Source organism: Rahnella sp. R3(2024) (assembly GCF_042920125.1).
Taxonomy (GTDB): domain Bacteria; phylum Pseudomonadota; class Gammaproteobacteria; order Enterobacterales; family Enterobacteriaceae; genus Rahnella; species Rahnella rivi.
This window is the reverse complement of record NZ_JBHGBU010000001.1, coordinates 3,461,157-3,483,606: the sequence shown is the minus strand read 5'-3', so window position 1 is coordinate 3,483,606 and position 22,450 is coordinate 3,461,157. Positions and strand designations below refer to the sequence as shown.

Below are 22,450 nucleotides of genomic sequence, written 5' to 3'. Positions count from 1 at the left end.
AACGTGGCCGTTTCCCCTTACCTGCGTTTACAGCTCGAGCCTGTCGCCCTGCTGCATCCGCACAAACTTCACGCCCAGATTGTTGCCTTTTTCCAGCTGCGCCATGATCTCTTTTTCAGGATCCGCGCCCGCTTTCAGGCTCGGTTTAACATGACTGATAATCACCGTCAGGTCTTTCAGCGAACCGTCGCCGCCCGCATGTTGTTGCAGGCTCGCCAGCTCTTTCAGCAGCCAGTGCGGTGTGAGATGGCCATACAGTTTGCTGTCAGGAACATCGTCAGGATAGGAGGTTTCGATGATCAGCCCTTTCAGGCGTTTGGCTTTGATTTCGCTGCCCAGCACGCGCCAGACGGTGTCCAGATTCTTCGATTTTTCCACTTCGTCCGGGCCGGTATCCCCGAAGAAGGCAAACGACTGATTGTTGCGGCTCACCAGGATCATGCTCGAAGACGTACCGCCGTGACTGAGCGGATAAATATTGCCGTCAAGCCCCGTCAGGCCGAGGGAAAAACGTTGTTCAGGGCGCTGTAAGTTCAGGCGATACGTGCCGATGCGCAGACCGCTGCCAGAGTCGGTGAAGTTCGGCCAGACGCGGCCATTGAAGTAATGCTGACGCAGGGTGCCGATGGTGTCGGCGGTGCCATAAATGGGTTTTTTACTGTCTTCCGGCGAGCCGATGATCAGCCCCGCCAGATGGTCAAGATGTCCGTGGCTGATAAAATATCCGCCGATCAGGTTGCGGAACACGGCACCCTGCGGGGTCAGCGGCGCGGCATTTTCAGCCGTCACCTGAGGGAAACTGCCCTTCTCCAGCGCCTTACGGATCCCCGGCATCACCGAACCGGCATCCAGCCCGAGGTACAGTTTTTGATCGTCACTGCGCACCAGATACGACGTCAGATTGCCCTCTTCGACCCCTCCGTTGACGCCCAGCGCAACCACATCAAAGGCCGCCATGGCCTGGCTTGCCCAGCACGTCAGCATCAGCGCCAGCAGGTGTTTGTTCATCACATCGCTCCTTGTCGTGGTGATTAGCAAAAGGTCAGTCTGACCGGTTTTTTGCCGCCTCAAACGCCGCCAGCGTGTCTTTTCGCGCCCGTGCGTGATCAATAATCGGCAACGGGTAGTCTAGCACGCGATGGTGTTTTTCTGCCCAGCGATGGGGCTGATGAATGTCTTTTTCCGGCACGTCCGACAATTCTGATACCCAGGCCTTGATAAATCGTCCGGCTTTGTCGAAGCGTTCGCCCTGCGTTGTCGGATTAAAAATTCGGAAATAAGGTGCGGCATCGGTACCGGTTGACGCGCCCCACTGCCAGCCGCCGTTGTTCGCCGCCAGATCCCCGTCGAGCAGTTGCGACATAAAATATCGCTCGCCTTCACGCCAGTTAATCAGCAAGTCCTTCACCAGAAAACTGGCGACAATCATACGCAGCCGGTTATGCATCCAGCCCGTGGCATTGAGCTGACGCATGGCGGCATCCACAATCGGGTAACCGGTTTTGCCTTCTTTCCACGCCTGTAATTCGTCCGGGGCATGGCGCCAGCGCACGCCGTCAGTCCATGCCACAAAGGGCTGATGCTTGCAAAGCTTCGGCCAGGCAACAATCAGGTGACGGTAAAACTCGCGCCACACCAGTTCGTTCAGCCAGCCAAACGCGCCGCCGTCGGTTCTCTCCAGCACCTGCGGGCACTCTGTGCGCAAACGGTTAACGCACTGACGCGGAGAAAGCACGCCGATCGCCAGATACGGAGACAGAGAACTGGTGCCATCGACCGCCGGTAAATCGCGCAGTTCGAGATAATCCTGCACCCTTTCACGGCAGAAACTGCGCAGCTGATTGCGCGCCGCTTCCTCGCCAATGGGGAAAGCGTCGTCGATGTTTTCCAGCGGATAGTCAAAGGGCATCAGCTTATGCAACACCGTTTTCTGCCCATGTTCACGCGCTTTCGGCGCAGGCAAAGAACGGCTGTCGGACTCGGTCAGGCGGGATAAAAATGCCCGGCGAAACGGCGTGTAGACTTTGTACATTTCGTTATTGCCGGTGGTGACAGAACCCGGCGGCAACAGCAGGCTGTCGTCAAAAGCGCGGCATAACACCTCTGCGCTCAGGGTTTTCTCCAGCGCCTCATCACGCAGCCGTTCATTGATTTCATACTGTTTATTGTAAAACAGCGCATCCACCTGTTCGCTGGCACAAAAATCCTTCAGCCAGCTGACGCTCTGCGCAAAATCATCACACTGATGGTAATGCAGCGGGATCCCGCGCTCAGCCAGCGCATGTTGCAGCGCCTGAAGGTGTTGATAAATAAACGCGGCCTGACGCGGCGCCATCTCATGCTGTTTCCACTGTTCCGGCGTTGCGACAAAAACGCCAATGACGCGAGCCTGCGGATCTTCACAGGCGGCGTGTAACGCGCGGTTATCGGTTATCCGTAAGTCATTTCGGAACCAGACTAAATGCGTGGTCATACGTTTCCTTTTAATGTCCGTATCGAAGTCTTAACGCTTCCGGGTAGGGCTCGAAATATCGCTGTCCTGCCAGGTATTCATCCGGATATTCCGACATGTAATGTTTAAGCAAAGTGATCGGCGCCAGCAGCGGTTGCATGCCCTGACGGTAACGGTCAATCAGACCCGCCAGTTCCTGACGTTGTGCCGAACTGAGCTGTTTACGGAAATAGCCCTGCACATGCATCAGCACGTTGGTGTGATTACGACGGGTGGCTTTGTGATTAAGCAGTTTCATCAGCCGCTGACGGTATTCGATGAAGTAGTCTTCAAGGGATGTCCATTCGGCCATGGCGGCGACAAAGCGCCCCAGCTCACGGTATTCAGGCTGAGAATGGGCCAGTAAAGAGAGTTTGTAACGGCTGTGAAACGCCATCAGTTTGCCGCGCGTCAGGCCGCTTTCACGCAGCTGATTCAGCTCGAACAGCGTAAATACGCGCTCGACAAAATTCTCGCGCAGCACCGGATCGTTGAGCCGCCCGTCTTCTTCCACCGGCAGCCACGGATGCTGTTTCATCAGTTCAGCGGTGTAGATCCCCACACCGCTTTTCTTCGCATCTTTACCGTTGGCGCTGTACACCCGCACGCGTTCCATGCCGCAGCTTGGCGATTTGGCGCAGACGATGTAGCCGCATAGCGCGGTCAGAGGGGCGACGCGCGTCTCAGAATAGCTCTGCATCTTTTCAGTGATATCAATGGTTTCGTCATTGCTGAAACGCATGGCAACGCCGTCATCCATTCTGACCAGCCGCAGCGCAGGGCGCGGCGTCGGCAGGCCAATCGCCATTTCAGGGCAGATCGGTTCAAAACGCACATACGGCGCCAGTTGCTCCACCGCGAATGCCAGCCGTTTATGCCCGCCATCGAAGCGGACCCTGTCGCCCAGCAGGCATGCACTGATGCCAATGGGAATCGTTTTAGTCATTGTCAGCTCCGGACGTTGAAAGATGAAAAGGAGGTGCCCGTAACTCATCACCTGTATGTATAACCTTAGCACAAGTTATACATAAAAATAATGTTGTACAGGTTTTATCGCGGGCAATAAAAAACCCCGCTGTGAAAGCGGGGTTTCCTGGGTTCCTCAGCCTGCGAAGGGGAGAGGCCGGGAGGGGGCTAACTCAATAAAAATCTTGTGTCGCCATTTCAGCGTGGGTCAGCCAGACCGGTTTGTCGCTGGTTTTCATCCAGACGCGGTGTAAATAGCTGTAAAAACGGGCGCGGTCAGCGCGGAACAGCATGACCGGCAGAGCCAGCACACCGGCTGCGATAACAAAAGCGCGGCGGGCCAGTATGCGGGTCATTGTATATGGCGTGTAATCATTCATGGCGTTGCTCCTGTCATATTTTTCGGAAACTGTAATTGGCGAAAAATATACCGCAATTGATGAAATTTTACCACTCATCTGACCACTGTTAAGTGTAAATATTCGCCACTTTTGGCCTGCGGGTGTAATTGAGTTACAGAATGGTTAAATAAATACGCAATTTCGGTTTCTTTTGAGTTTCATTTTTTGCGCATTTTTATACTTTTTTTACACGTTGGGCCGCTTTCTTTTCAGGATCTTTTCCCGCCTTTCCTTATTCTCGCCACAACATAAAAACACACCTGTGGAGGTGGATTGTGAGTGTTGGCGTAATCTGCGGCGCATTACTGGTTCTTCTGCTGCTCGGCTATCTGGTTTATGCCCTGCTGAATGCGGAGGATTTTTAAATGGCTGCAACCGGATTCTTACTGATTGCCAGTTTTATGCTGGTGCTTTTGCTGCTGGCAAAACCACTGGGTAACTTTATTGCACAACTGATTGAAGGACAGCCCGGCGCATTTATTCAGCGCATAGAAAACGGTGTTTTACGCACCTCTGGCAGCAGCCATGCCGAAATGACCTGGTGGCAGTACGCGCTGGCGATCATGGTATTTAACATTCTGGGCATTGTTGTCCTGATGGCCATGCTGATGTCGCAGGGCGCGTTGCCAATGAACCCGCAGCATTTTGGCGGGCTGTCATGGGATCTGGCGTTTAACACGTCGGTGAGTTTTGTCACCAACACCAACTGGCAGGCCTACAGCGGCGAAAGCACGCTGAGCTATTTCAGCCAGATGGTCGGGCTGACCGTGCAGAACTTCCTCTCCGCCGCGACCGGTATCGCCGTCGCGTTTGCCCTGATCCGCGCTTTTGCGCGCCCCTCAGCGCAGACCCTCGGTAACGCCTGGACGGATTTATGGCGCATCACGCTGTATCTGCTGCTGCCGGTGTCGTTCCTGCTGGCGCTGTTTTTCGTCAGCCAGGGCGTGCTGCAAAATTTCGAAGCGTATCAGCACATCACCACACTGGAAGGTCTGCAACAGACGTTGCCGATGGGGCCGGTGGCGTCTCAGGAAGCGATCAAAATGCTCGGCACCAACGGCGGTGGTTTCTTCGGTGCTAACTCTGCCCATCCGTTTGAGAACCCTACGGCGCTGACCAACATGGTGCAGATGCTGGCGATTTTCATCATCCCGTGCGCGCTGTGTTTCGCGTTTGGCCGCGTGGTCGGCGACAACCGTCAGGGCCACGCGCTGGTCTGGGCGATGTCAGTGATTTTCGTGGTTTCTGTGGTGGTGGTGATGTACGCCGAACTCCAGGGCAATCCGCACTTCACCGCGCTCGGTGCCAGCACCAATGTCAATATGGAAGGTAAGGAAAGCCGCTTCGGCATTCTGGCCTCCAGCCTGTATGCGGTGGTCACAACGGCAGCGTCGTGCGGTGCGGTTAACGCCATGCACGATTCCTTTACCGCGCTCGGCGGCATGGTGCCGATGTGGCTGATGCAGATTGGTGAAGTGGTGTTCGGCGGCGTCGGTTCCGGCCTGTACGGCATGCTGCTGTTCGTGCTGCTGACGGTGTTTATCGCCGGGCTGATGATTGGCCGCACACCGGAATATCTCGGTAAGAAAATCGACGTTTACGACATGAAAATGACGGCGCTGGCGATCCTGGTGACACCGACGCTGGTGCTGCTCGGCACTGCGCTGGCGCTGGTCACCGATGCCGGTCGCGCAGGGATTTTAAACCCCGGCGCCCACGGTTTCAGTGAAGTGCTGTACGCGGTGTCTTCCGCCGCCAACAACAACGGCAGCGCGTTTGCCGGGCTGAGCGTCAACACGCCGTTCTACAACCTGTTGCTGGCAGCCTGCATGTTCTTCGGCCGCTTCGGGGTGATCATTCCGGTGCTGGCGATTGCCGGTTCGCTGGTGGCGAAAAAGCGCCAGCAGGCAGGCAACGGCACCCTGCCGACGTCCGGCCCGCTGTTTATCGGCCTGCTGGTCGGCACCGTGTTGTTGGTCGGCGCACTGACCTTTATTCCGGCGCTGGCGCTGGGGCCGGTGGCGGAACATTTGCAAGTCTGGTCAGCACAGTAATGCTGCGTAACTCGTTGAACTGATGAATATAGAGACTAAAAAGATGAGTCGTAAACAACGTGCGTTATTTGAACCCCGTCTGATCCGCACTGCCCTGCTGGATTCGGTGAAAAAACTGGATCCCCGCGTTCAGTGGCGTAATCCGGTGATGTTCGTGGTGTATCTGGGCAGCATTCTGACCACGCTTATCTGGCTGGCGATCCTGATGCATCGCACCGATGGCAGCGCGGCTTTTACCGGCAGCGTGTCGCTGTGGCTGTGGTTCACCGTGCTGTTTGCCAACTTCGCCGAAGCGCTGGCGGAAGGCCGCAGCAAGGCGCAGGCACAGAGCCTGAAAGGCGTGCAGAAAACCAGCTGGGCGAAGAAGATCTACGAACCGCGCCCTGAATCGCCGGTGATTAAAGTCGCCGCCGATACACTGCGTAAAGGCGACTACGTGCTGATCGAGGCCGGTGATACCGTGCCGTGCGACGGTGAGGTTTTGGTCGGCGGCGCATCGGTGGATGAAAGCGCCATTACCGGCGAATCCGCGCCGGTGATCCGCGAATCCGGCGGCGACTTCTCCTCGGTCACCGGCGGGACGCGCGTGCTGTCTGACTGGCTGGTGGTCGAGTGCTCGGCGAACCCCGGCGATACCTTCCTCGACCGCATGATTGCCATGGTCGAAGGCGCGAAACGCCGCAAAACGCCAAACGAAGTGGCGCTGACCATTTTGCTGGTGGCGCTGACGTTGGTGTTCGTGCTGGCAACGGCCACGCTGTACCCGTTCTCGCTGTTCGGCGTGGGCGCCAGCCATGCCGGTATTCCGGTGACCGTCACCGTGCTGGTGGCGCTGCTGGTATGTCTCATTCCAACCACCATCGGCGGCTTGTTGTCGGCTATCGGCGTGGCGGGCATGAGCCGCATGCTGGAAGCCAATGTGATTGCCACCAGTGGCCGTGCGGTGGAAGCCGCCGGTGACGTGGATGTGCTGTTGCTGGATAAAACCGGCACCATCACGCTCGGTAACCGCCAGGCATCGCAGTTCCTGCCCGCGCCTCAGGTGACGGAACAGGAACTGGCCGATGCCGCGCAGTTATCGTCGCTGGCCGATGAAACGCCGGAAGGCCGCAGTATCGTGGTGCTGGCGAAGCAGCGCTTTAACCTGCGCGAACGCGACATTCATTCGCTGAATGCGACCTTTGTGCCCTTCTCCGCACAAACCCGCATGAGCGGCGTTAACGTCGGCGAGCGCAGCATCCGTAAAGGCGCGGTCGATGCGATCCGTCGTCACGTGGAATCCAACGGCGGCACCTTCCCGAAAGCCGTCGATGGCCTGGTGGAAAACGTCGCGCGTAAAGGCGGCACGCCGCTGGTGGTGGCGGAAGGCGGGAAAGTGCTGGGCGTGGTGGAGCTGAAAGATATCGTCAAAGGCGGCATCAAGGAACGCTTTGCCGAGCTGCGCAAAATGGGCATCAAAACGGTGATGATCACCGGGGATAACCGTCTGACCGCAGCGGCGATTGCCGCTGAAGCGGGCGTGGATGATTTTCTGGCAGAAGCCACGCCGGAAGCCAAACTGGCCCTGATTCGTCAGTATCAGTCGGAAGGCCGTTTAGTGGCGATGACCGGTGACGGAACCAACGACGCCCCTGCGCTGGCGCAGGCTGACGTGGCGGTGGCGATGAACTCGGGCACCCAGGCGGCGAAAGAAGCCGGGAACATGGTCGATCTCGATTCCAACCCGACCAAGCTGATCGAAGTGGTGCACATCGGTAAACAAATGCTGATGACGCGCGGATCGCTCACCACATTCAGTATCGCCAACGACGTGGCGAAGTATTTCGCCATCATCCCGGCGGCGTTTGCGGCGACCTATCCGCAGCTGAATGCGCTGAACGTCATGCACCTGACGTCGCCGTCTTCGGCCATTATGTCAGCGGTCATTTTCAACGCGCTGGTGATTGTGTTTCTGATCCCGCTGGCGCTGAAAGGCGTGAGCTATAAAGCCATGAGTGCCGCCGCGCTGCTGCGCCGCAACCTGTGGATTTATGGCGTCGGCGGTCTGCTGGTGCCGTTTGCCGGTATCAAGCTTATCGACATGATTCTGACCGTTTTACATCTGAGCTGATTTTGAGGAAGACCACTATGTCCGTAACAAAAATGTCCTATGTCCGTCCGGCTCTGGTGATGACGGTTCTGCTGACGCTGGCGACCGGCGTGGCGTATCCGCTGCTGACCACCGGCGTTTCCGAGCTGGTGTTCCGCGCGCAGGCGATGGGTTCGCTGATGAAAGACAGCGGCAATAAAGTGATTGGCTCACAGCTCATCGGGCAGAATTTTACCCGCAATGATTACTTCTGGGGCCGCCCTTCTGTCACGTCTGATTCGCCGTATAACCCGATGGCCTCGGCGGGCAGTAATCTGGCAGCCAGTAACCCGGCGCTGGATCAGGCGGTGAAAGACCGCGTGGCGGCGCTGCGCAAAGCCAATCCGCAAAGCCCGGCGACGGTGCCGGTGGATCTGGTGACCGCCAGCGGCAGCGGGCTGGATCCGCAGATTTCCGTTGAGGCCGCGCAATGGCAGGCACCGCGCATTGCCACCGCGCGCGGACTGCCACTGGCGCAAGTGAATAAATTGATTGATGATAATACATCATCACCGCTGATAGGTTTCCTCGGCCCCGACGTGGTCAACGTGCTCGGGCTGAACCAGGCGCTGGATGCACTGAAAGCTCAATAAGGAAAATATGACTGACGATCGCCCCGATCCTGACAGCCTGCTGGCGCTTGCCAATGAGAAGCCGCGCGGGCAACTGAAAGTCTTTTTCGGCGCCTGTGCGGGCGTCGGAAAAACGTTCGCCATGTTGCAGGAAGCACAGCGCCTGCGCGCCACCGGCCTCGACGTGCTGGTTGGCGTGGTGGAAACCCACGGACGGCAGGAAACGCAGGCACTGCTGCCGGGGCTTTCGCTGTTACCGCCAAAACGCATTCAACATCGTGGCCGTCAGGTGCATGAATTTGACCTCGACGCCGCGCTGGCCCGCCGCCCTGCCCTGATCCTGATGGACGAACTGGCGCACAGCAATGCCGCCGGTTCGCGCCACCCTAAACGCTGGCAGGATATCGAAGAATTACTCAATGCCGGGATCGACGTTTTTACCACCGTGAACGTTCAGCATCTGGAAAGTCTGAACGACGTGGTCAGCGGCGTCACCGGCATTATTATTCGCGAAACCGTTCCCGACCGTTTGTTTGATGACGCCAGCGAAGTGGTGCTGGTGGATTTACCTCCCGATTCCCTGCGTCAGCGCCTGAAAGAAGGCAAAGTTTATATTCCCGGTCAGGCCGAGCGCGCCATCGAACACTTCTTCCGCAAAGGCAATCTGATTGCCCTGCGCGAACTTTCCCTGCGGCGCACCGCCGATCGCGTTGACGATCAGATGCGCGAATACCGCGACGATCAGGGTGTCAACCGCGTCTGGCATACGCGCGATGCGCTGCTGTTGTGCATCGGGCACGGCGGCGGTAACGAGAAACTGGTGCGCGTCGCGTCACGGCTGGCGGCGCGTCTTGGCTGTGTCTGGCACGCGGTGTATGTCGAAACCCCGCGTCTGCACCGTTTACCGGAAGGCCAGCGCCGGGCCATTTTGCATTCGCTGAAACTGGCGCAGGAACTGGGCGCAGAAACCGCCACGCTTTCCGAGCCACATGAAGAACAGGCGATTTTGCGCTACGCCCGCGAGCACCGTCTGGGCAAAATCATGATGGGTCGCCGCCGTGAAAAACGCTGGAAGCCCGGCGGCAGTTTTGCCGACAAGCTGGCCGATATCGGGCCGGATCTTGATCTGATTATTGTCGGGCTGGAAGATTCCCCGGCATCACCGGCGCGCAAAGAACAAGATTCACGCACTTTCGCCGACCGGTTCAGCCGCCAGCTGTGGGGCTGTTCGCTGGCCGTGGCGCTGTGCGCAGTGATTACGGTGATGTCGCAGTGGCTGGTGCCGACCTTCGATCAGGCCAACCTGGTAATGGTCTATCTGCTCGGCGTGGTGGTCGTTGCGTTGTTTTATGGCCGCTGGCCGTCGGTGCTGGCGGCGGTGATTAACGTCGTCAGCTTTGATCTGTTTTTCGTACAGCCACGCGGTTCGCTCGCCGTGACTGACGCGCAATATCTGGTGACCTTCGGCGTGATGCTGCTGGTCGGGATCCTGATCGGCAATCTCACCGCCGGGGTTCGTTATCAGGCGCGCATTGCCCGCCACCGCGAAAAACGCGCCCAGCATTTGTATGAAATGTCGAAAAGTCTCAGTCAGGCGCTGACGCCGGAAGCCATCGCGCAAACCAGCCGTCACTTTATCTCCTCCAGTCTGCACGCGAAAACCGCCATTCTGCTGCCGCAGGAAAATGGCGAACTGGCGCAGCCCGCCGGAGAGGTCACCGCCATCGTGGTGGACGACGCGATCGCCCGCTGGAGTTTCGACAAAAAACTGCCAGCCGGCGCGGGTACTGACACCCTGCCCGGCGTGCCGTATCAGCTGCTGCCGCTGGTCGCTTCAGGAGAATCGCGCGGGCTGCTGGCGGTCGAACCGCCGAGCATCCGTCAGTTACTGGTGCCGGAACAGCAGCGCCTGTTGCAGACCTTTACCGTGCTGATTGCCAATGCCCTCGAGCGTCTGCATCTCGCCGCCCGCGCCGAATCCGCGCGGCTGGAAACCGAACGCGAGCAACTGCGCAACTCGCTCCTTTCGGCGCTTTCTCATGACCTGCGCACGCCGCTGACGGTGCTGTTCGGGCAGGCAGAAATCCTGACGCTGGATCTGGCGTCGGAAGGCTCGAAGCACGCGCCGCAGGCCAGCCAGATCCGCCAGCAGGTGCTGAGCACCACGCGGCTGGTGAACAATCTGCTGGATATGGCGCGCATTCAGTCCGGCGGATTTAATCTGCGCAAAGAGTGGCAGTCGGTGGAGGAGATCACCGGCAGCGCGCTGCGGATGCTGGAACCGGTGCTGGCGCACGACAACATTGAGATCGATTTGCCGAAGGAAATGGTGCTGGTGAGTTGCGACGCCAGCCTGATCGAACGGGTGCTGATCAATCTACTGGAAAACGCCCATAAATATGCCGGAACGGGCGCGACGATCGGCATCAAAGCCACGCCGTTCGACGAATGGCTGGAGATTGAAGTCTGGGATAATGGCCCCGGCATTGCGCCCGGCAGCGAACACATCATCTTCGAGAAATTCGCGCGCGGAAACAAAGAGTCGGCCATTCCCGGTGTCGGTTTGGGATTAGCCATATGTCGTGCCATTATTGAGGTGCACGACGGACGGATCTGGGCTGAAAACGGCCCGAACGGCGGTGCACGTTTTCGTTTCAGGTTGCCGCTCGAGGCGTTGCCGGAGATGGAAAGTGACATGGAATCAGACATCAATGAGGTATCGTGAGCGCATCCCCGGTCAATATTTTAATTGTTGAAGACGAAAAAGAGATCCGCCGCTTCGTGCGCACGGCACTGGAGGCGGAAGGCCTGCGGGTGTTTGAAAGTGAAACGCTGCAACGCGGGCTGATTGAGGCCGGAACCCGTAAACCGGACCTGATCATTCTCGATCTCGGTTTACCGGACGGTGACGGCCTGACCTATATCCGCGATTTACGCCACTGGAGCGCAATCCCGATTATTGTGCTGTCGGCCCGCACCAGCGAGGAAGACAAAATTGCGGCGCTGGATGCCGGTGCCGATGATTTCCTCACCAAGCCGTTTGGCGTCGGTGAACTGCTGGCGCGGGTTCGCGTGGCATTACGCCGCCATGCGGGCAGCGCGCAGGAAAGCCCGCTGGTGACGTTTGCGGATGTGACGGTGGATTTGATCAACCGGCGCGTGCAGCGTAACGGAGAAGATTGTCATCTGACGCCGATTGAGTTTCGCCTGCTGGCCGAACTGCTGGCAAACAGCGGAAAAGTCATTACTCAGCGTCAGTTACTGAGCCACGTCTGGGGCCCGAATTACGTCGAACACAGCCATTATCTGCGCATCTACATGGGGCATCTGCGCCAGAAACTGGAAGCCGACGCCACCCGGCCACGTCATTTACTGACTGAAACCGGCGTGGGCTATCGTTTTATGCCTTAGGCTGGTCAGTTTCCGGTTTGGCTTCGCCAAATTCGGCTTCCAGACTTTCCGCTGCCTGCTGCAAAATCGCACTGACCCGCACCACCTGCTCCGGCGTTAAATCTGCCCGCATCATGTTGCCGCGCAGCGCGTGACGCAGGCGGTGCATCGCGTCGTGAATCCCCTCTGCCAGATTGTTTTCGCGCGGACGCTGCGCCCCCGCCAGACGGGCAAAAATCGCATCGACTGCCTCCTGATGTTGCGCCAGTTCCACTTTGCCGGCGTCAGTGATCTGATAACTTTTACGGCCATTACCGGTGGCGACAGGCTCGAGGAAATCCTGCTCTTCCAGCAGCGTCAGCGTCGGGTAAATCACGCCAGGGCTTGGCACGTAAAGGCCTGAAGAGGCTTCTTCGATGGCTTTGATCAGCTCATAGCCGTGGCTCGGCTTTTTCGCCACCAGCGCCAGCAGCACGCGGCGTAAATCACCGTGTTCAAACAGACGATGTACTCCGCGCTCACCACGCCCCCCGCGGCGACCTTCGCCACGTCCGCGACGCTCATGCCCTTCTTCACCGCGTTCTTCACCACGATGACGACCATCACGGCGTAACATGTGGCGTTCACTGTGATCGCTGCATTCTGATTCATGGCGGCAATGGCCGCGATGCCCTTCTTCCCGGCTACCGTGACCGCGATGGCGGCCTTCAAACATTTTACTAAACATAAGTATGTCCCATTTAGATATATCGAATTATTTCGATATATCTAAACTAGATCAGTTTTTCGACACTGGCAAGCAGGAATGCGCATTTAGATATATCTTTTTGTATCTGAACGGCAGGCAAAAAAAAAGCGCTGAATAATCAGCGCTTTTGATGAGAGGAAGAAAGGGGCTTATTTGGCGTCAGCGAGCACTTTGCTGACGATTTCTACCGCTTCTTTCTCGATTTGTTCGCGGTGTTCAGCACCGAGGAAGCTTTCACAATAGATTTTGTAGGCTTCTTCTGTGCCGGACGGACGTGCCGCGAACCAGCCGTTTTTGGTCATCACTTTCAGGCCGCCGATAGACGCGCCGTTACCCGGCGCGTTGGTCAGACGGGCAGTGATCGGGTCACCGGCCAGCGTGTCGGCTTTCACCTGTTCAGGAGAAAGTTTGGACAGCGCGGCTTTTTGCGCGTGAGTCGCAGGTGCCTGAATACGGTTGTAGCTTGGCGCGCCAAAGCGGGCAGCCAGCTCGTTGTAATGTTCCTGCGGGTTCTTGCCGGTGACAGCGGTGATTTCCGCCGCCAGCAGGCACATGATGATACCGTCTTTGTCGGTAGACCACGGAGTGCCGTCGAAACGCAGGAAAGAAGCCCCTGCACTTTCTTCGCCACCAAAACCGAAGCTGCCGTCAAACAGGCCATCAACGAACCATTTGAAACCAACCGGCACTTCCACCAGTTTACGGCCCAAATCTTCCACAACGCGGTCGATCATCGCACTCGATACCAGCGTTTTACCGACGGCAACGTCTTTGCCCCACTGCGGACGGTGCTGGAACAGGTACTGAATCGCCACCGCCAGATAATGGTTCGGGTTCATCAGACCGGCTGGCGTCACGATGCCGTGGCGGTCGTAGTCAGGGTCATTGGCGAAAGCCAGATCGAATTTATCACGCAGCGCCAGCAGACCGGCCATGGCGGATTCCGACGAACAGTCCATGCGGATCACGCCGTCGTGGTCGAGGTGCATGAAACGGAAAGTCTGATCGACTTCATCGTTCACCAGCGTCAGATCCAGTTTGTAATGCTCAGCAATACGTTTCCAGTATTCGATACCGGAACCGCCGAGCGGATCGACACCCAGTTTCAGGCCCGCTTTCTGAATCGCGGCCATATCGACAATCTCGGTCAGCCCTTCGATAAACGGCTGAACCAGATCCTGTGCCACCAGATGCCCGCTTTTCCACGCCTGATCCAGAGACTGACGCTTCACACCGGCCAGTTTTGCTGCCAGCAGCGCATTGGCGCGTTTCTCAATGACGGAGGTCAGATTGGTATCTGCCGGGCCGCCGTTGGTCGGGTTGTATTTGATGCCGCCATCTTCCGGTGGGTTGTGCGATGGGGTGATGACGATGCCATCAGCCAGCGCGCCGCCTTTGCGGTTATGGGTCAGGATCGCGTGAGACACCGCCGGAGTGGGGGTGAATCCGTTATCTTCCTGCACAATGACGTCAACGCCATTGGCCGTCAGCACTTCCAGCACAGAAATAAACGCCGGTTCGGACAGCGCGTGGGTATCTTTACCCACGTAGCACGGGCCGGTGGTGCCCTGCTCTTTACGCACTTCGGCAATCGCCTGAGCAATGGCCAGGATGTGCGCTTCGTTAAAGCTGTGACGCAACGAACTCCCGCGATGGCCGGATGTGCCGAATTTCACAGCATGCGCTGTGTTAGCCGGATCCGGTTGCAGAACGTAATACTGTGACGTTAACTGCGCCACGTTGATCAAATCGCTTTGCTGAGCAGGTTGCCCTGCACGGGGGTGATTAGCCATTGGCGCTTCTCCCTGACGCTGAAATTAGAGGGTGCCGCACACTTTGTCAGTCAGTTCCGCAGGGAACTGCATGAACTGCATGATGTGTTCGATCATGCTGCGTTTGCGACCTGTGTTGGTATTCGTAATAACCCAATACGGCGTTCCGGGAACGTGTTTAGGCTTGGTATGAATGCCGTTTTGCAGCAACGTTTGCTGGTCACCGGCAAAATAGGTCCGCGTGCGGCCAGTCAGTGACTCGGTCGCAACAGCAAATTCTTTCGCGTTAAGGTTGTAGAGCGTAGACAGGATCAACATAAACCGGTTGACCGCTTTGGTCTGCTCTGCGTACTCGTCAGACAGCAGCATTTCACGCACGGCGCGGACTTTATCGCGCGACGTCGGTGCCGGAGCGGCAGCAGCGGGTTTTCCCGCAGCCACGGTGCCGGCAATAACAGGAGTGTTCGCGGGCGCGGCAGGCGAGGTCTGACCGGCAGTAAATTTCAGCATGCGGCGCAAAATATCAGACGCACTCTCACCGATGGCTTGTGTGTGGCTGGCAATATAGCGGTAGAGTTCTTCGTCAACCTCAATAGTTTTCATCTTTATCCAGTACTGTTTTTCTACTTAATTCAAAAGGATTATACAAATTTCTACGCAGTAACGAACAGGGGAATTGTGCCGCGAAGCAAAAAGCAGAATTATTACCTTTTCGCTGCATGCTGGCCCCGGCCTGTTCTGTCCCACATAGTGAAATCCCGCTCAGGCATCTGGCAGAAACTTTCTGTTTTGAAAAATTATCCGCCACTCATGATAACCTAATGAGATTGTTTATCTGTATGAACTTCGCCATGAAATTACATTATCGCCTGCAAGAACCTGAAGTGGCTGGCAGCACTGCCCTGCCGGTTTTGTTAATCCACGGTTTGTTCGGAACCCTTGATAATCTGGGCATTCTGGCCCGCGACCTGAAACAACAGCATAGAGTGTTGCAGGTTGATTTGCGAAATCACGGCCAGTCCGGCCGCGCGGATGAGATGTCTTACGCCGCGATGGCGCAGGATTTAGTGGAAACGCTGGATGACGTCGGTTTCCAAAAAATCATCGTTATTGGCCATTCAATGGGCGGAAAAGCGGCAATGGCGCTGACGGCGCTTATTCCCGATCGCATTGAAAAGCTGATTGCCATAGATGTCGCACCAGTGGATTACCACGTGCGCCGCCATGACGAGATTTTTGCGGCGATCAACGCAGTGACGAAAGCAGGGCTGCGCGACCGCACCTCCGCCACGGAGTGTATGCGTGAGCATATAAAGGAAGACGGTGTGATCCAGTTCCTGCTGAAGTCGTTCGCGCAGGGAGAATGGCGCTTCAACGTGCCGGTGTTGCTCAGTCAATACGACAGCATTACCGGCTGGGAAGACGTCCCGGCGTGGGATCACCCGGCGCTGTTTATCCGTGGCGGGTTATCGCCGTATGTACAGGATGAATATCGCAGCGCCATTGCCCGCCAGTTCCCGCAGGCGAAAGCGCATGTGGTGGCCGGTGCCGGTCACTGGGTGCATGCGGAAAAACCTGAGGCGGTGTTGCGCGCTGTGCATCGTTTCATCGATGCAGCCTGAGGTTTAACATCCTGGGGATAAATTGTGCAAAAAGTCTGCACAACGTCAGAAGTTATCATGAAATCAGGGCAATCAGGCGTTGTGAACCCCAGGCGCGCTAGGGTATGATTGCGCGCTATAATTTTTGCCGCCCCGTTTCGCTCAGGTCGAGTGGCGGGAGGTGAATTGGGTCAGGGTTTCTTAGCCCGAAATGTGTGAAACGCTCGTCAGGAATCGGCTTGCCGTTTTCCGATGTAAAAACTTCCCTGGTTGTACCGCTACCTATGGCAAAAGAACAACTGGATCGCACGACGATTGATCTGTTCGCAGATGACCGCCGTCCGGGGCGTCCAAAAACAAATCCGCTATCCCGTGATGAACAGCTCAGGATCAACAAGCGCAATCAGTTACGCCGCGATAAAGCGAGCGGTCTGCGTCGCGTGGAGCTGAAAATGAACGCCGATGCTGTTGATACCCTCAATAAGCTGGCAGAAGAACGCAATATCAGTCGTAGCGAATTGATTGAAGAGATGCTGCTTGCGCATCTTAACGGTCATGAAGGCTGATTGAAAACGGGTAACCTTCTCAGGCTACCCGTTTGTTTTTTCTTACTTATTCCCGGCTAACTTCCTTCTTCCCACTCAGAACGTTTCCCAGTTTTCAGCACTCTTCGCCGACATCATTCCTGTGTCCGGTCGCAATAACGGCGCTGGCATCTTACCGGTCGGTTTTGCCCCGACGCGCGTCACGCTGTCGCTGAGTTTAAAGGTCGCGACGGCGTTGTTCAGCAATGCAGCCTGCTCTTCGAGTGAGACGGCGGCCTGAGACGCCTGTTCCACCAGCGCGGCGTTTTGCTGCGTGACGCTGTCCATCTGCGTCACGGCCACGGCCACCTGGCTGATGCCTTTACTTTGCTCATCAGATGCTGACGCGATTTCGGCCATAATATCCGTGACGTGTGTAATCGAACGCACCACTTCATTCATGGTCTGACCGGCGTTTTCGACCAGTTTGGAACCGCTGTCAACGCGGGAAACGGATTCGCTGATCAGCGACTCAATCTCTTTTGCTGCCTGCGCACTACGCTGTGCCAGATTGCGCACTTCGCTGGCGACCACGGCAAACCCGCGGCCCTGTTCGCCTGCACGGGCGGCTTCGACCGCGGCATTCAGCGCCAGAATGTTGGTCTGGAAGGCGATACTGTTGATGACCGAGGTAATCTCCGCGATTTTCTTCGAGCTGCCTGAAATATCTTTCATGGTGCTGACCACATCCGCGACAATAGTGCCGCCCTTTTGCGCCGTGGTAGAGGCTTCTATCACCAGCTGGCTGGCGTGATGCGCGTTGTCAGCATTGTGTTTCACCGTGGCTGTCAGCTCTTCCATGCTGGCCGCCGTCTCTTCCAGCGCAGACGCCTGCTCTTCGGTACGGGAAGAGAGATCGTTATTGCCGGCAGAAATTTCAGACGCGCCCTGGTAAATATTGTTCGTGCAGTTACGGATGGTTTGAACGGTATTCACCAGACTGGCCTGCATGATGTTCAGCAAAGGAATCAACTTACCGGCGCAGTTTTTACCGAACTCTTCCATGTTATGCGTCAGGTCACCACTGGCAATCAGCGCGAACTGATCGCGGAGTTTATCCAGCGGTTTGACTAACGCCATCACCAGATAGCGATCGGTCAGCAGCAGGATAATCAGCCCAATAACAAACGCGGTGATCTGAATCACTTTGCTGAGATTAGTCAGATGATTAGACTCTGTTTGCGCCGCGCTGAAATCCACCGCGATCTGGCTGCTGACTTTTTGCATGGCAGCCCCGAAATCACGGCTTAACGCCGGAACGCCTGACTGCGCCAGCTGATTGTACGCATCGATATTTTTGCTGCTGGCCGCCTCAAATAACGGCTTCACGCCCTGCGTTATCAGACTTTCCCAACTGGTGAGTAATTCCTGAACCGCTGAATCTTCCAGCCCCGGATGCGGGGCCGCTTTGAAATCCGCCTGCGCCTGCGTCAGGGCTTCAAGGGATTGTTTTGCGGTATCAAAAATTTCCGGCCCTTTGGTCGGATCGGCCTGAAGCTGCGACACCGCACGGCTTAAGCGGGTTACGGTACGAAAATACTGATCATTTCCTTTGCTGATCAGCGCCATATTGTTGACGAGCTCAGAACTGTTGCGGGTGTTTTGCGTCAGCGTATTCAGTGAGTTGACGGTGTAAAGGGATACACCCGCCCACATAACGCAGAAAACGCCAAGAATGGTTAATAACGCGGCCCTGATGGTGATATTTTTTAAAAACTGCACGATATGCCTCTCTCGAAACATGACTGTTTCTGGTCTGAGGATTGAGGGGGATGCGGAGAATCAAGACAAGTAACCATCAGGCAAGTGCCCCAGGACATGTTTGAACACCTCTCCGGGCATCGATTTCTTTATTATGTTGAGATTGCTCTCGCATCATCTATCGGCGGGACGTGCTTAAAATTTAGTATTGTTAAGATATATTTCTTCACTTTGCTTTTAACCCCGTCAATTTTGAGGATTTTATCTGGATTAAAAGCACACGAAGGCGATACCACTTAAAAAGATTGCCCGATAAACTTATTCGTCAGTTAAGAAGGCGAGCAGAAGCATATTCTCCGCCTCACGAGTTTGCTATTATCAGCACTATTATTGCCTGCAATGTAGGGCTTATCATTGAGAACAAGAGGTTAGACATCTTATGGCCGTAGTAGGAATCTTCTTTGGATCCGATACAGGTAACACCGAAAACATCGCAAAAATGATCCAGAAACAACTGGGTAAAGATGTTGCAGAGGTGCATGACATTGCGAAGAGCAGCAAAGAGGATCTGGAAAAATTCGATATTTTGCTGATCGGTATTCCAACCTGGTATTACGGTGAAGCTCAGTGTGACTGGGACGACTTCTTCCCAAGCCTGGAAGAGATAGATTTCGAAGGTAAGCTGGTTGCGCTGTTTGGTTGCGGCGATCAGGAAGACTACGCAGAATATTTCTGTGATGCGCTGGGCACCGTGCGCGACATCATTGAGCCACGCGGCGCGGTGATTGTGGGTCACTGGCCAACCGAAGGCTATCACTTCGAAGCATCCAAAGGTCTGGCAGATGATAAACATTTCATCGGACTGGCTATTGATGAAGACCGTCAGCCGGAATTAACCAATGAGCGCGTTGACGCCTGGGTTAAGCAAATTACTGAAGAATTGAGCCTTTCAGAAATTATTGGCTAAAAACCCTGTTGGCCCTGAGGATTTATTCTACAATTGAAGGGCCAAACTATTACTGAAATTAACAATTTAGCCACAACAAAATTGTTACTTTCGGTGGTATCAAGGTACACTGAGTTCATCTGTTTTTTCTATCGATCAAGTCGTTGCATTGTCTTATGTGACTGGCATTTAGTGATCTTTATTAACAGGCTATCGTTTAGGGGATCGGCACACTTCCGTTAAAAGAAGGATCCTAATCGAAGAATTTTGTGCCGCTGATGCCACAGGCTCCATGCCTCAACTTGATTAGCACATAGTAACAGGACTGAATCCGCATGACTGACAACAACACCGCACTGAAGAAAGCCGGCTTAAAAGTCACGCTTCCGCGCCTTAAAATCCTGGAAGTGTTGCAAGCGCCGGAAGGTCATCACGTTAGTGCGGAAGATCTGTACAAACAATTGATTGATATGGGTGAAGAGATTGGTCTGGCGACGGTTTACCGCGTTCTGAACCAGTTTGATGACGCCGGTATCGTGACCCGCCATAACTTCGAAGGCGGCAAGTCCGTGTTCGAACTGACTCAGCAACACCATCACGATCACCTGATTTGCTTAGATTGTGGCCGTGTTATTGAATTCCGCGACGAATATATTGAAGGTCGTCAGCGCGAAATTGCTAAAAAACACGGTATCAAACTGACCAACCACAGCCTGTACCTGTACGGCCACTGTGAAGCAGGCGACTGCCGCGAAGATGACTCTTTGCACAATGATAAACCTGCGCAGTAATCTGCCGGGCTCGTTGATATCGACCTAAAATTAACCGCTGAAAAGCGGTTTTTTTATGCCCGTTTATCAGCTATGAAAGACATAAAAAACCCCGGCAAGCCGGGGTTTTCTGTCTCACCTTCAGGTAATTAATGAGGTCTACTGCACAGGCGCGGGTGAGTTATTGGCTTTAATTTCCTTCCAGATTTTTCCACAATCGGCGGCGTAAGCCTGCCCGTCACCGGTTTTGCGTGCCGTCAGGCAGCGCTGGTAATCCAGCACGCGTACCGTTTCCTGTTGTGCAAACTGCTGGTGAGCTTTCTCTTCCTTCAGAACGTTAAGAACCGCCTGGCAGGATGCAAGTTTGTCCGGCGAGCCTTCGGCAGTGTTGATGCAGGCGCTGTAAGCCTTGCGCAGTCTGGCATCTTCTGCCTGCCCTGACGTCTGGGAACAACCGGCCAGCAATAAAGACGTGGTCACGATCAGCAGTAATTTATTCATCGACATAGTGACCTCAGAAAATAGTGAATGGAGCGATAACGATAAATTTCACATCTTTTTCATCCTGGAAGATGTTGCCGTAACCACCGCCCCAGCTCGGAATATCTGAATGGTTGTCATACTGGGTGTAATGCAATTTGAACAACGTGCCTTTGGCGCGCCCTTCCTGAAGGGTGTAAAGCGCATCCAGACTCCACGCACTTTCTTTCAGACGCTGGCTTTGGTCATAAGCCGCATTGGTGCTTGGCTTGGCATCCCATGCATAAACATAAGAACCGCCGACCGCGAAGCCCGGCAGATCCCATTTCGCCAGATCATATAAAACACCGGCATATACCGCTTTTTCGCCGTTGGCGTTGAAGTCGGAACGGTTATCCCACCACACATCGAGACGACCATTGGACGAGGAATACGTTGGGGTCATACGCTGAAGGAAGTAGCCCTGATTCCCCTCCGCCTTGACCATCGTCCCTTCCAGACGCCAGTCAAACTGGCCGGTGGTATAACCGAACGTCAGAGCCTGCAACCATGCCAGCCCGTCGTACAAACTGTTAGGATCGTTTTTATCACTGATGCGGTCTTCTGCACCGTAGAACTGGTAGCTGGTGGTCAGCGGGTTACCCAGCAGATCCATTTTGTAAGAGGCTTTAGCGAAATACTGATCGACGTAGCTTTCCGCTTCGCCATAGGCGGCTTCGAGCACCAGATCATTTTTGAAGTCGTATTTCGCGCCCAGCGAGTGAATATAGGAAACACCGGTTTTTTTATCATTCTGGCGGAAATCATCCATTTCCAGGTGCCACGGTGATTTATATTCATCCGCCCACATGTAGGAGAAACTCAGTTCGCCCGGCTCGCCGAAATCATGTTTATATCCGGCTTCTGCGCCGCGATACGTGCCAGGCATGAAACTCCAGTGCGGCGCAATCAGGGTCTGGCCGGTCGGCTGAATGTAACCCGCGTGGCCCCAGAAGCCGCCGTACTTAAACTTACCGGCAGCTTTATACAGGCTGACTCCGCCTTTATCGCCAGAGTAATCTTCATCGTAGGCGTGATTTTTTGAGGAGAATGCAATTTCGTTCGGGTGGCCGCTGTCGCTGGCTTCGGCCATTTCAATTGCCGTGAAAGCCGCAACGTCGATGCCGAACATATCCCACGCATAACCGGAGGAGAAATCCAGATTCAGGTTGGCGGTGGCATGAGAAAGGTTAGTGGCGTACTTGTCGTAGTCAGGATTGTTGACGGTGACTTTAGAGCCGTCGGGGCGGGTTTCTTCTTTGGTTTTATTCAGATCTTTGCGATCACGTTCGCGCTGCCAGTAATACACGCCACCGGTGAGCGTCGAATCATCAATAAAGCCCGCCGCGTTTGCCTCTTCAGAAAACATTAATCCGCCACCCAATAAGGTGCCGGCCAGAGAATACATCACAGGTTTCAGATAAGCCGATCCCCTGCCCCGGTTAAGGTGCTTGTGCATAGAAATTCCTCATTTTTGACTAAAAAGTAACTGCAAAACCCAAACGGGTATTAAAAGCGGGCGTCAGAGACGTCACCGTAAAAGCAAGGGTAGAGTATTTTTCGCGACGCGAATTATCAATGAGTAATTCATCATTGATCTCTGAAATATGACAAAGTGCACATAAAGATGAAAAAGTATTACAGAAAGAACTTTGTGGGAATTAAAGCGAGGGAAAAAGTGAAAACAATTAAAAATCAAATAATTAAAAAGGATAAGTCTGTGGTTTACACGTTTCAGCTTTCAGCAATATTTAATCAGAGCCGCTAAAAAGTGAGCATCATAAACACATTAATTCGCGACAGAAAT

At 55.1% G+C, this 22,450-nt stretch carries 20 protein-coding genes; 10 read left to right on the top strand and 10 right to left on the bottom strand.

Annotated elements, in window-relative coordinates; translation table 11 throughout:
* Positions 1–27: 27 nt before the first annotated feature.
* The 4 genes from ABSH60_RS15670 to ABSH60_RS15655 all read right to left on the bottom strand — a co-directional run bounded on the left by ABSH60_RS15670 (position 28) and on the right by ABSH60_RS15655 (position 3,837).
* On the bottom strand, positions 28–1,008 hold the full coding sequence (locus ABSH60_RS15670) for an MBL fold metallo-hydrolase (RefSeq protein WP_217204925.1): 981 nt from the start codon (positions 1,006–1,008) through the stop codon (positions 28–30).
* A gap of 34 nt (positions 1,009–1,042) precedes the next feature.
* Positions 1,043–2,473, bottom strand: coding sequence for a deoxyribodipyrimidine photo-lyase (gene phrB / locus ABSH60_RS15665; protein ID WP_390974695.1), 1,431 nt, complete (start codon positions 2,471–2,473; stop codon positions 1,043–1,045).
* 10 nt (positions 2,474–2,483) lie between these two features.
* Positions 2,484–3,437, bottom strand: coding sequence for a DUF523 and DUF1722 domain-containing protein (locus ABSH60_RS15660; protein ID WP_056771599.1), 954 nt, complete (start codon positions 3,435–3,437; stop codon positions 2,484–2,486).
* A 193-nt stretch (positions 3,438–3,630) separates the two neighbouring features.
* Positions 3,631–3,837 carry a YbfA family protein gene (locus tag ABSH60_RS15655; protein ID WP_056771596.1) on the bottom strand — a complete coding sequence of 69 codons (207 nt, stop codon included), beginning with the start codon at positions 3,835–3,837 and terminating at the stop codon, positions 3,631–3,633.
* Between the two features lie 296 nt (positions 3,838–4,133).
* Here ABSH60_RS15655 and ABSH60_RS15650 point away from each other — a divergent pair, with 296 nt between their 5' ends.
* From ABSH60_RS15650 to kdpE, 6 genes are read left to right on the top strand one after another with little or no spacing between them, the layout of a single operon-like run.
* Entirely contained in the window at positions 4,134–4,223 is a 90-nt protein-coding gene (locus tag ABSH60_RS15650; RefSeq protein WP_071823630.1) for a K(+)-transporting ATPase subunit F, read from the top strand.
* Positions 4,224–5,912, top strand: coding sequence for a potassium-transporting ATPase subunit KdpA (gene kdpA / locus ABSH60_RS15645; protein ID WP_390974692.1), 1,689 nt, complete (start codon positions 4,224–4,226; stop codon positions 5,910–5,912).
* Positions 5,913–5,955: 43 nt separating this feature from the next.
* A complete protein-coding gene (kdpB, locus tag ABSH60_RS15640; protein WP_390974690.1) occupies positions 5,956–8,022 on the top strand; it encodes a potassium-transporting ATPase subunit KdpB in 2,067 nt (688 codons plus the stop codon).
* A 17-nt stretch (positions 8,023–8,039) separates the two neighbouring features.
* Complete coding sequence (gene kdpC / locus ABSH60_RS15635) at positions 8,040–8,633, top strand: potassium-transporting ATPase subunit KdpC (protein ID WP_056771588.1); 594 nt, start codon at positions 8,040–8,042, stop codon at positions 8,631–8,633.
* 7 nt (positions 8,634–8,640) lie between these two features.
* Positions 8,641–11,337: a two-component system sensor histidine kinase KdpD gene (kdpD, locus tag ABSH60_RS15630; protein ID WP_390974688.1), complete on the top strand. Its 2,697-nt coding sequence runs from the start codon at positions 8,641–8,643 to the stop codon at positions 11,335–11,337.
* Positions 11,334–12,023: a two-component system response regulator KdpE gene (kdpE, locus tag ABSH60_RS15625; protein WP_056771582.1), complete on the top strand. Its 690-nt coding sequence runs from the start codon at positions 11,334–11,336 to the stop codon at positions 12,021–12,023. The genes kdpD and kdpE overlap by 4 nt, the downstream gene beginning before the upstream one ends.
* Here kdpE and ABSH60_RS15620 read toward each other — a convergent pair.
* The 3 genes from ABSH60_RS15620 to seqA form a co-directional block, all read right to left on the bottom strand.
* Positions 12,013–12,729, bottom strand: coding sequence for a PadR family transcriptional regulator (locus tag ABSH60_RS15620; protein ID WP_056771579.1), 717 nt, complete (start codon positions 12,727–12,729; stop codon positions 12,013–12,015). The two genes, kdpE and ABSH60_RS15620, sit on opposite strands and share 11 nt — an antisense overlap.
* A gap of 170 nt (positions 12,730–12,899) precedes the next feature.
* A complete protein-coding gene (pgm, locus tag ABSH60_RS15615; protein ID WP_056771576.1) occupies positions 12,900–14,543 on the bottom strand; it encodes a phosphoglucomutase (alpha-D-glucose-1,6-bisphosphate-dependent) in 1,644 nt (547 codons plus the stop codon).
* A 24-nt stretch (positions 14,544–14,567) separates the two neighbouring features.
* Positions 14,568–15,125 carry a replication initiation negative regulator SeqA gene (gene seqA / locus ABSH60_RS15610; RefSeq protein ID WP_122095872.1) on the bottom strand — a complete coding sequence of 186 codons (558 nt, stop codon included), beginning with the start codon at positions 15,123–15,125 and terminating at the stop codon, positions 14,568–14,570.
* Between the two features lie 236 nt (positions 15,126–15,361).
* Here seqA and ybfF point away from each other — a divergent pair, with 236 nt between their 5' ends.
* Both ybfF and ybfE read left to right on the top strand, forming a co-directional pair.
* Positions 15,362–16,144 carry an esterase gene (gene ybfF, locus ABSH60_RS15605; protein WP_390975788.1) on the top strand — a complete coding sequence of 261 codons (783 nt, stop codon included), beginning with the start codon at positions 15,362–15,364 and terminating at the stop codon, positions 16,142–16,144.
* Between the two features lie 263 nt (positions 16,145–16,407).
* Positions 16,408–16,689, top strand: a complete 282-nt coding sequence (ybfE, locus tag ABSH60_RS15600; protein WP_056772022.1) for a LexA regulated protein — start codon at positions 16,408–16,410, stop codon at positions 16,687–16,689.
* Positions 16,690–16,764: 75 nt separating this feature from the next.
* Here the strand turns inward: ybfE and ABSH60_RS15595 are convergent, their stop codons facing one another.
* Positions 16,765–18,429: a methyl-accepting chemotaxis protein gene (locus ABSH60_RS15595; protein ID WP_390974685.1), complete on the bottom strand. Its 1,665-nt coding sequence runs from the start codon at positions 18,427–18,429 to the stop codon at positions 16,765–16,767.
* 418 nt (positions 18,430–18,847) lie between these two features.
* Between ABSH60_RS15595 and fldA the strand changes: the two genes are divergently transcribed.
* The gene (gene fldA, locus ABSH60_RS15590) at positions 18,848–19,375 is read left to right on the top strand and encodes a flavodoxin FldA (protein WP_056771565.1); all 528 of its coding nucleotides are present in this window, start codon (positions 18,848–18,850) and stop codon (positions 19,373–19,375) included.
* A 314-nt stretch (positions 19,376–19,689) separates the two neighbouring features.
* Positions 19,690–20,145: a ferric iron uptake transcriptional regulator gene (fur, locus tag ABSH60_RS15585; RefSeq protein ID WP_013576469.1), complete on the top strand. Its 456-nt coding sequence runs from the start codon at positions 19,690–19,692 to the stop codon at positions 20,143–20,145.
* A gap of 138 nt (positions 20,146–20,283) precedes the next feature.
* On the opposite strand, the gene chiQ is transcribed toward fur, so the two are convergent.
* Both chiQ and ABSH60_RS15575 read right to left on the bottom strand, forming a co-directional pair.
* On the bottom strand, positions 20,284–20,625 hold the full coding sequence (gene chiQ, locus ABSH60_RS15580) for a ChiQ/YbfN family lipoprotein (RefSeq protein WP_122096114.1): 342 nt from the start codon (positions 20,623–20,625) through the stop codon (positions 20,284–20,286).
* Positions 20,626–20,638: 13 nt separating this feature from the next.
* Positions 20,639–22,051 (bottom strand): OprD family outer membrane porin, encoded by a 1,413-nt coding sequence (locus ABSH60_RS15575; protein WP_238485296.1) that lies wholly within the window; start codon positions 22,049–22,051, stop codon positions 20,639–20,641.
* Between the last annotated feature and the right edge of the window lie 399 nt (positions 22,052–22,450).